General features: G+C 37.4%; 9 protein-coding genes. 6 read left to right on the plus strand and 3 right to left on the minus strand.

Going from position 1 to position 9,143, the window contains the following annotated elements:
* Together AC33VI_RS22150 and AC33VI_RS22155 are read left to right on the plus strand one after the other, a co-directional pair.
* The coding region (locus AC33VI_RS22150; RefSeq protein ID WP_491784432.1) for an autotransporter outer membrane beta-barrel domain-containing protein at positions 1-1,398 on the plus strand (1,398 nt) is incomplete at its 5' end.
* 168 nt (positions 1,399-1,566) lie between these two features.
* A complete protein-coding gene (locus AC33VI_RS22155; RefSeq protein ID WP_491784433.1) occupies positions 1,567-1,722 on the plus strand; it encodes a hypothetical protein in 156 nt (51 codons plus the stop codon).
* Here the strand turns inward: AC33VI_RS22155 and AC33VI_RS22160 are convergent.
* The 3 genes from AC33VI_RS22160 to AC33VI_RS22170 all read right to left on the minus strand — a co-directional run bounded on the left by AC33VI_RS22160 (position 1,719) and on the right by AC33VI_RS22170 (position 5,253).
* Positions 1,719-2,408 carry a J domain-containing protein gene (locus AC33VI_RS22160; protein WP_491784434.1) on the minus strand — a complete coding sequence of 230 codons (690 nt, stop codon included), beginning with the start codon at positions 2,406-2,408 and terminating at the stop codon, positions 1,719-1,721. The two genes, AC33VI_RS22155 and AC33VI_RS22160, sit on opposite strands and share 4 nt — an antisense overlap.
* Positions 2,409-2,430: 22 nt before the next feature.
* Positions 2,431-3,384, minus strand: coding sequence for a cysteine synthase A (cysK, locus tag AC33VI_RS22165; protein WP_491784435.1), 954 nt, complete (start codon positions 3,382-3,384; stop codon positions 2,431-2,433).
* Positions 3,385-3,786: 402 nt separating this feature from the next.
* A complete protein-coding gene (locus AC33VI_RS22170; protein ID WP_491784436.1) occupies positions 3,787-5,253 on the minus strand; it encodes a cobyrinic acid a,c-diamide synthase CobB in 1,467 nt (488 codons plus the stop codon).
* Positions 5,254-5,404: 151 nt separating this feature from the next.
* Between AC33VI_RS22170 and AC33VI_RS22175 the strand changes: the two genes are divergently transcribed.
* The 4 genes from AC33VI_RS22175 to AC33VI_RS22190 form a co-directional block, all read left to right on the plus strand.
* Positions 5,405-6,637, plus strand: coding sequence for a response regulator (locus AC33VI_RS22175; protein WP_491784437.1), 1,233 nt, complete (start codon positions 5,405-5,407; stop codon positions 6,635-6,637).
* Between the two features lie 70 nt (positions 6,638-6,707).
* Entirely contained in the window at positions 6,708-7,073 is a 366-nt protein-coding gene (locus AC33VI_RS22180; protein WP_491784438.1) for a response regulator, read from the plus strand.
* Positions 7,074-7,168: 95 nt separating this feature from the next.
* Positions 7,169-7,624, plus strand: a complete 456-nt coding sequence (locus AC33VI_RS22185) for a chemotaxis protein CheW (RefSeq protein WP_491784439.1) — start codon at positions 7,169-7,171, stop codon at positions 7,622-7,624.
* Positions 7,625-7,697: 73 nt separating this feature from the next.
* The coding region (locus AC33VI_RS22190) for a cache domain-containing protein (protein WP_491784440.1) at positions 7,698-9,143 on the plus strand (1,446 nt) is incomplete at its 3' end.

Consider the following 9,143-nt stretch of genomic DNA (forward strand, 5'->3'; position numbering starts at 1 on the left):
TCAGATCCAACTAGCGGTGGTGAAGGAAGTTTTAGTGGTTTAAATTCTTTTATTGAATTTACTTTTGAAGAAGATGGTACGTATATTATCGGTGTAGGTGCGTTTGATTCTTTTGTTGAAAACGGGGAGATAGTTGGCAATAGAATTGCATCAGGACAAGATTATACCCTTCAAGTTTCCCTGGAAAACCAGCCTGTTTCTGGAGGAGATGGCTTGTTAACCAAGATCGAACCAAATGATTCTCTAGATACCGCCCAAAACATTGATAGTTCTTTTTCTCTTAACGAAGATCCCAATATTCAAGACTCGACTTCAATTCCTCATGTTTCTATCTCCGCATCAGGAGACGGAACTTTTGATTACTATTCTTTCAATGCTGAAGCAGGTAGCCTGGGCATTTTTGACATAGACGAACTCAATACTGATAACACTAATATCACCCCAGGAGATGTTTTGGCAGGAAGTATCAATTTGAATGCTACGGGAGATATAACTATTAGTAACGATAGTGAAGTGTCTGCTTCCACTTCAGGTAGGGGTGTCGGAGGCAGCGTCAATATTACTACTCCCAATTTACTGACAATTCGAGATAATTCCAGAGTGCGAGTGGATAGCGATAATCTAGCAATAGGAGGAACGTTAACTATTAATTCTGGTTCTCTAGCATTGGAAAACAATGGGCAAATTTTGGCTGAAACAGATTTAGGTGAAGGTGGTTTGTTGGATATAAATGTCGAGAATATTTTATCTTTGCGAGATAATAGTCAGATTTCCGCCAGGGCATTTGGGCTAACTGGCGACGCAGGCGATATTGACATTGATGCGGGCATTGTATTGGCTTATCCTAACCTTAACGAAGGAGACGGCAATGATATTGTTACCTCTGCTAGAGAAGGAGCTGGGGGCAATATTGACATCACTACAGAGGCTCTTTTAGGATTTGGATTGAATACTAGACGTGCCAACCCTGGAAATAATACTAATGATATTGACGTTTTTTCTGACTCTGGGTTGAGTGGCGATTTTTCTTTGACTATTTTGAATGTCGATCTAATCGAGAGTGCCGCAAAATTATCTAGCAACGTAATCGAACCAGAAACAATTACCGCCCAAACTTGTTCTGCCAACCGAGAAGCAGTAGCTAACAGCAGTTTATCAATTAATGGGAAAGGTAATATTGCCGTACCTCCCGATGCGCCTTTGGATTCTGGCGATATTATTATCAACGGTAAAGTGGATTCTGCTTTTATTGTTCCTGCACCTATTGAAACTAGCAAAGGTAAAATTCAACCTGCCAGGGGAGTTCAAATTACAGAAAATGGAGAAGTGATTTTGACGGCATATCGCACTAATAGTAAAGGAGAAAGAATTCTCCATCATTCGATTAATTGCCATTAAAAGTATACAATCAAGCGTAATTATTTAGTATGCAGTTGCTAGGTAGTCTCGTAACTTAAGTTCAGTTTAATTTTATTAGATTTGTTGCCAAGTTAAAGATATTCAAAGTTATTTTTATGAAACAATAAGGTAAATTACGAACAAAAATTAAGTAGGAGCAAATTATCTGTGGATCGAGGCAAACTTATTGCAGTATTAACAGGGGCAATTTCGATTATAATTGCGATCGCCTATCTAGTAATCGTCCAATTGTTAGATTTTCGTGGAGAAATGATTCCCGCACCTATTAGCCAAATGTATAGTCTCAAGTACTTTTTGGTTTAAATAAAAGAACTAACGTTTTCTTTAGCCTGACTGTGCAATCGTTCGGCAATGCGAAATATCTCTTGTCCTGTATGAAGATATTGGTCGTTATAGTTCATGGTAAACCACTGCAATTCTTTAATTCCGTCTCCAATGTGATTGAGACAATAATAAAGATCGGCAGCAACCCTAGCTAATTGTGGTGGATTTGGTTGAGAAGTTAGCTTTTGTTGTGCTTGCTGCCAAAGTTCATTGCAAGTATCGAGATAGTTGCCAAAATCGTCCATCAAATCGTCATCAAAAGGATCGGCAGATAACTCTTCTATTTCTTTTTCTAGGGGCTGTATAATTTTAATCACCAAAGAATCAATAGGATGAAAAATTTCTCTCAGCCACATCAGATAGTCAATTTCAGAATTACTACTAGCTCTCTTTTGTTGATATTGTCTTTGGGCTGCTGCATTGCGGGTTTGTCGGCTAACAAAAAAATCATTAGTTTGACCTAGTTGTTGTTGTCGGTCGTACAAACGCCTACTTTTTGTGTTACCCAACACTTCATAAGCTGCATTCAAAGCAATAATGCGATCGCAATTTTGGCTGTTTGGTTGGCTATCGGGATGATATTCTTTTGCCAACCGTCGGTAAGCCTGTTTGATCTCTTGCTGGGTAGCTTGGGAATTAACTTGAAGAGTTTGATAGTGATTCACGGCTCAATCTCGATCGCAATATTTAATTAAATACAGGCTGTTCTAAATCGGCAAATAAAGGGGTACTAAGATATCTTTCGCCAAAGCTTGGCTGTATCATGACGATTAGTTTGTCTTTATTTTCTGGTTTCTGGGCTACTTTAATTGCTGCTGCTAGGGCTGCGCCAGTAGAAATCCCAGACAATAAGCCTTCTTCCCTTGCCAAACGACGACCAAAACTAATAGCTTCATCATCGGTAACGGTAACCACTTCATCGAGCAAATCTACTTTGAGTACTTCTGGGACGAAACCAGCCCCAATACCTTGGATTTTATGAGAACCAGGATTGCCTCCCGATAATACAGGGCTGCCTGTAGGTTCTACTGCTATTGCTTTAATTTTAGGGTTATATCTTTTTAATACTTCCGCTGTACCTGTAATCGTACCTCCCGTACCTACCCCTGCAATAATTATGTCTACCCTACCTTCCGTATCCTGCCAAATTTCCTCAGCCGTAGTACTTTTATGGATTTCTGGGTTAGCAGGGTTATTGAATTGCTGCAACATATAAGCATCGGGCAAGCTTTCCACAATGTCTTGAGCTTTTCTAATACAACCTCCCATACCTTCGCTAGCAGGGGTTAGTTCTAGCTGCGCGCCATAAGCTTTGAGCATTGCTCTCCTTTCTTTACTCATACTTTCTGGCATGGTCAAAATTAACTTATAACCTTTGGCTGCTGCTGCCATTGCTAGAGCAATTCCTGTATTTCCCGATGTTGGTTCGACTAAAATGGTTTTACCAGGTACGATTTGACCGCTAGTTTCCGCCACGTTAATCATATTGACCCCAATACGATCTTTCACCGAAGCTGCGGGGTTCATTCCTTCTAGTTTGACGACTATCTGGGCAACGCATCCTTCTGCTTGGGGAATGCGATTTAGTTGTACTAACGGTGTTCTGCCGACTAATTCTGTAACGTTGTTTGCAATTTTCATGAAATGCGTATCGATGATTAAGTCTATACTTATCTATTGTGCTAGTTCGGCAACAAATAAGACCGCACTATTATTAAATATTTAATAATTTAATATTTTTCCGAAAAATAACCAAAAACTATCCGCCCCCACAAGTTCATAACGGGGAACATAAAAATGCTCTGGTTACAACTCATAGGGGCGGTCTAGAGGGTCTCTTAGTTGAAACCTAACTGCTGGAAGGAACTCCAGCAAGTCTGCCTAGTTGCTTCGATAGTGAAGTTTTCGATCTGACTCCTTAGAGAACAGCCCCAGCGCGCAGCTGGCTATCATCAACTAGGAGACCCATGTTAGTACTGTGTTCTGTCATGGGCATCACCTCCTATATCCCTAAATGGTTATTTGATAACTATGTATCTAGGGTTAATATAGCGAAGATTTATAATTCTGGCAATAATCAATAAATCTTCGAGGTAAATTGGTCGTTTCGCCCCAATGAAGATGGAGATAAGAAGCTTGTATGTTAGCTATTTGCCAGCCTTCTGTAGTTTGAGGACTGGATTTATGAAAGCCTTGTAATTGCCATTGGGGTTTGTCTGGTAAGTCGAGCAATTGAGAACCATGAAATTCGTCTCCCGTGACTGTCTGCTGAGAATTTATTAGACAACTATCTTTTAGGGCGATCGCTTGGCGATAACCCAGAGTTAGCTTGGCTTTCATCGTTACCGTACTAGGTATTACTCCGACCATTTCCCAGTTATTTCCCTGAAGATCGATTAGTTTTTCGCAGAGATACATCAAACCACCGCATTCAGCATAGGTAGGAATACCACTAGCAATTATTTGTTTTAGTTGTTGGAGAATAGTTTTATTTTCGGCTAGCTGCTGGGCGAAGATTTCGGGAAACCCCCCGCCAAAATACATTCCTTGGATATTTTGAGGAATATTTTGATCGTTTATGGGACTCCAGTAGATTAATTCTGCCCCTAGTTCTGTTAATAGGTCTAAATTGTCTTGGTAGTAGAAATTAAAGGCTGGATCGCGGGCGATCGCAATTTTTATAGTTGACTGGGGGATATTATCCCGCGAAGACGGCTTGCCTCCTAAAGGGGATAAACCCTCAAATGGCGGGACTGGGTGACTTGAAGACTGGGTGACTTGGGGACTGGGGGATATTATCCCGCCCTGACGGGACTGAGAGATGAGGGGAAAAAGCTTATCCCAATCGATCGCTTGTTTGGCTATCTCAGACAAGTGTTTAAATGTTTTTTGAATATTAGGCAGTTCGTTGGTGGGAATTAAACCTAGATGGCGATCTGGGATACTCATTAAGCTATTACGCCTAAATACTCCTAAAATTGGCATTTTAATGCTATCTAATGCCGTTTCTAATAATTCTAAATGGCGCTCGCTAGCTACTTGGTTGAGAATTACTCCAGCAATTTTCACTTTGGGATCTAGATGAGCATAACCATAAGCGATCGCCGCGATCGAACTAGACATTCGAGAACAGTCCAATACTAAAGCTACGGGTAGATCTAAAATTCTAGCAATATGCGCCGTACTTCCCCAATCATTTAGAAAATCGCGATCGCCATCATGGGAGACAATACCATCAAATAGACCCATAACCCCTTCTATCACTACAGCATCAGCTGAACTCCCATGACGTTGAAAACAATCTCGGACGTAATTGGCAGAAGTTAATACGGGGTCTAGATTACGGCAGGGTATTCCTGTTATTGCAGAATGGAACATCGGATCGATATAGTCTGGACCGACTTTAAACGATTGCACCCTTAGACCGCGATTAGTCAGAAAAGCCAAAATAGCCAAAGTAATAGTAGTTTTACCTACTCCAGAGCGATCGCCTGCAACTATTAAAGCCATGTAGTTTTTCAACTCTAATTTAACTTTTCCTGGTTTAATCTAAATTTTATGACTATTTCTGGGAACTATTAAATAAAGCATCATTAAATTATTTGTTTTTCAACATCGTTTTTGCTTTGACTGCGATTACTAATATTTTTCTGTCAATATTATGAGCAATAGTTTTCAGAATCCTTTACAAGCAATCCAAAACAAGTCTCAAGAGAGTTGGTCTGGTTGCATGGAAGTATTAGAACCTCAAGACCCTTCGATTAGTTGGCAGATATATTTCTTACAAGGAAAAATTCAGTATATTAGTCTCTCAGCAGGGCAACAAACTAGATTAAATTATCTTTGGCAGCAACTTGGAATAGGTGGTAACTGTCCTAAATTAGTTAATTCTCTACAGAAGAACTCGGAATATTTGCAAGTATGTAATTGGCTGACAAACAAACAACTAAGCGATGACAAAATCAAAAAAGCTTTATTTATGTTTGTTAGAGAAGGCTTTGTTAATGTTTTAAGTATCAACCAAACTAGAATTGAATTTAAGCCTAGAAAAAGAATTAAAAAATCTATAATTGGCTTCGACTGTAACAAGCTAATTGCTCACAAGCCGATCAAAATACAGATTAAAGCTTATCAAGAGATGCGACAATATTTGTATTCTTTGGCGAGCCGTTTATATTTAGAGCAAAAAAACGCTTTAAAATTTTATAAAATTTGGAAAGAATTATATACCCAGGATGATTTTCAAAAGTTAGCTGAAGCTCAAAAGTTATCGACCTTTGTTAGTTTTTTTGTAGCTAAAAATAATTTATATGAAATAGCTTTTAAAGCCAATGTAGATACTAATTTTTTAGTAAAATATCTCAAACAACCGATAGAAGAAAATATTTTACAACAATTACCCTTTTCTGAAACTTCAATCCAGCCAATAAATCCTAAATCTCAAAACAAAGCTAAAAATAATTCTAATCAGAGTAAACCAGAGCAAAAATCCAATACAGAAAATATTAAATCATCTAGTTTAATTGTCTGTATTGATGACAGTAAAACCGTACAAAAACAAGTGAAACTAACTTTAAATGCTGCTGGATATGAAGTTGTAGGAATATCAGATCCAACTATGGCTCTTAAAGATTTATCTCAACTAGAACCTTCTATAATTTTTATGGATATTAATATGCCAGATATTAATGGTTATGATTTATGCTCTCTCTTGAGAAGATCTCATAAATTCAAAGAAATCCCTATTATCATGCTAACTGGTCGAGATGGAATGATCGATCGAGTTAGAGCGAAAATAGCAGGAGCAAATGACTATTTAACCAAACCCTGTGACCCTAATAAATTAATTGCACTCGTAAAAATATTAGAAACATCTGCTGTAGCTGTCAAATAGATCTTTTGATGATAGTTTGAGCTATATTTTGGGCATTATAAAATTGATAATAAAACAGTAATTGATTATTATGAAAACCATCTTAATTGTTGAAGATACTCATGCAGAAAGACAAATGAGTTCTGCTTTATTGTCTCATGCTGGATTTCAGGTAGCAGTAGCAGAAGATGCTGAATCTGCTTGGGAATGGTTGAGTAACAATCCTAGTCCCAACTTAATTTTATTAGATATTGTTATGCCAGGAGAAAGTGGTTTAGATCTTTGTCGCAAAATCAGAGAAAAACCAGAATGGCAAGATTTACCAATTTTATTTTGTAGTTCTAAAGCAGAAGAATTCGATCGCTTTTGGGCAATGCGTCAAGGAGGAAATGAATATATTACCAAACCTTACATTCCTCAAAATTTAGTTGATAAGGTAACTGAATTTGCTAGCTAAATTAATCATATTTAAGTCTATAGTTATTATTTACCAATAATAAATTCTATATTGGTCTTTTTTAGTTCGATCGCTCTAAATCTATAACACCAACAATGAACCGAGAATATTTTAGCCTTGCCCTATCTTCAAAGTTAAACTTGGCAATTCCCCTAGAGAATATGGGAGCAGTAATTCAAATAGAAATGACCGATATTTGTACTGTTCCTGGAGTAGCTTATTTTTGGCATGGTGTAATTAACTTCAAAGGTTCTTTGCTCTGGATTTTAGATACTAATCGCTATTTTAATTTGAATAAAAAACAGGTTAATATTCCTAAAAAGTTAATTGCCGTAATTGTCAAACAGCATCAAAATAACAATTATAGCAAACTAGCTTTAGTTACGCCAAAATTAAAAGGAATTATTTCTCTCAATCCAGAACAGCTAAAGCCAATAAATAATAAAGAGCTATATTCTTGGAGTGATTGTTGTTCTGCTATTTTCGAGGACACAAACGAATCTACATTTATTTTAAATTCTATTGATTTAATCAAACAGTTACAGTCATAATCGGAGCTATTAACTGTTTGATTAATTTTATTTGCCTTAATTTATCTTTATTGTAACTATTAGGAAAAATCTTATGTCCGATCCTCTATTTGAACTAGAAAATGAAAATAACGACGATCTAGTGGGCAAAATCGTTCGAGCAAGTACCTTAGAAAGTGAGGGGGAGATCGAACAGGCGATCGCAATTTATCAAGAAATTTCCGAGCAAGATCCCAGTGGTAATTATGGCGATGTAGCAAGGCAAGCTCTAGCCAACTTACAAACAAATACCCAGACTACCGAATCCGAAGCCAATTTAGAATCGTCTGTTTCTTGGTGGTCGAGTTTGAATATTAAAGCCAAAACTAGCTTCATTTTAATTGGAATTGCTTTAACTTCAAGTATTGGGATTAATACCGTAGCCTACGTTTTAGCAGATAATACGGTTAGTCAAGAAACAAATAAACTTCAACTGGCTTTATCAGAAAATATTACTAAAGAGATCGCCTTATTTATGCGAGATCGTCGTAACGATATTGAGGCATTATCTAATTTAGCTATTTTCACCGATCCCGATCTAAGAGCTAATTCAACTCAAGAGCAAAAACGTCAAGTTCTCAATAAGTATATTGATGCCTATGGCATTTATAACAGTATTGCTATTTATGATGCCACAGGAGAATTAATGGTTAATTCTGAAGGAAAACCAGCAGGCAATCATAAAAACAAAATATATTTTCAAGAAGCAGTAAAAACGGGAAAAGCCTTTGTCGGTCAACCAAGAATATCCAGTAGTTCGGGAACTTATGCTATTTACACGGCAGCACCAATTACCGATATTAAAACTGGGGAGCTAGTAGGAGTCATTCGAGCTAGAATGCTGGTCGAAAGCTTAGGAGATATTTTTACCTCAGATAGATTAAGTAAAGCTTATATTTTAGATGCTAACGGTCAAGTTTTCCTCGCCTCTGATGCAAAAGAACAAGAAAAACTACTGGCAGATAAAGATAAAAAATTAGGTCTGGCTGAATTTTTTGATTTCCACCAAGAATTGCAAACAGAATGGAATCGTCAAACAAACAATCTCGAACAAAAACCAGCTAGAGGAGGAAGAAGTAATTTAGAAAATACTAATATATTTTATGGCGAAGATAAAGTAGCATATTTTAATTCTCTTGCTAATATTAGTGCTAAATCCCTAGATCGATTTCCCGATCTAGGTTGGAGTACGGTAATTTCTGTAGATAATCAGGTAGCTTTCGCCAGCCAAAAAAAATTGTTACAAGTATTTGCTATTGGTACGCTAATTGCTGGAGGGCTAGTAGTAATAATAGCTCGACTAGTTGCTGAAAGAGCAACTCAACCAATTATTCAAGCGGCTGAAACAGTAAAACAATTGGGACAAGGCAATTTTGACGTTCGAGTGCCAATTTTGGGCAAAGATGAAATCGCCGATTTAGGAATTAACATCAATAAAATGGCGGGTCAAATTCAAGATTTACTTCATACCCAAGAAGCAGAAGCTAAACGCCAGCGTCAA

Source organism: Waterburya sp. (assembly GCF_058530065.1).

Bases quoted from the DNA above. Each gene is read 5' to 3' on its own strand.
- cysK (WP_491784435.1), bottom strand. From the start codon at position 3,384: ATGAAAATTGCAAACAACGTTACAGAATTAGTCGGCAGAACACCGTTA.
- AC33VI_RS22170 (WP_491784436.1), bottom strand. From the start codon at position 5,253: ATGGCTTTAATAGTTGCAGGCGATCGCTCTGGAGTAGGTAAAACTACT.
- AC33VI_RS22175 (WP_491784437.1), top strand. From the start codon at position 5,405: ATGAGCAATAGTTTTCAGAATCCTTTACAAGCAATCCAAAACAAGTCT.
- AC33VI_RS22180 (WP_491784438.1), top strand. From the start codon at position 6,708: ATGAAAACCATCTTAATTGTTGAAGATACTCATGCAGAAAGACAAATG.
- AC33VI_RS22185 (WP_491784439.1), top strand. From the start codon at position 7,169: ATGAACCGAGAATATTTTAGCCTTGCCCTATCTTCAAAGTTAAACTTG.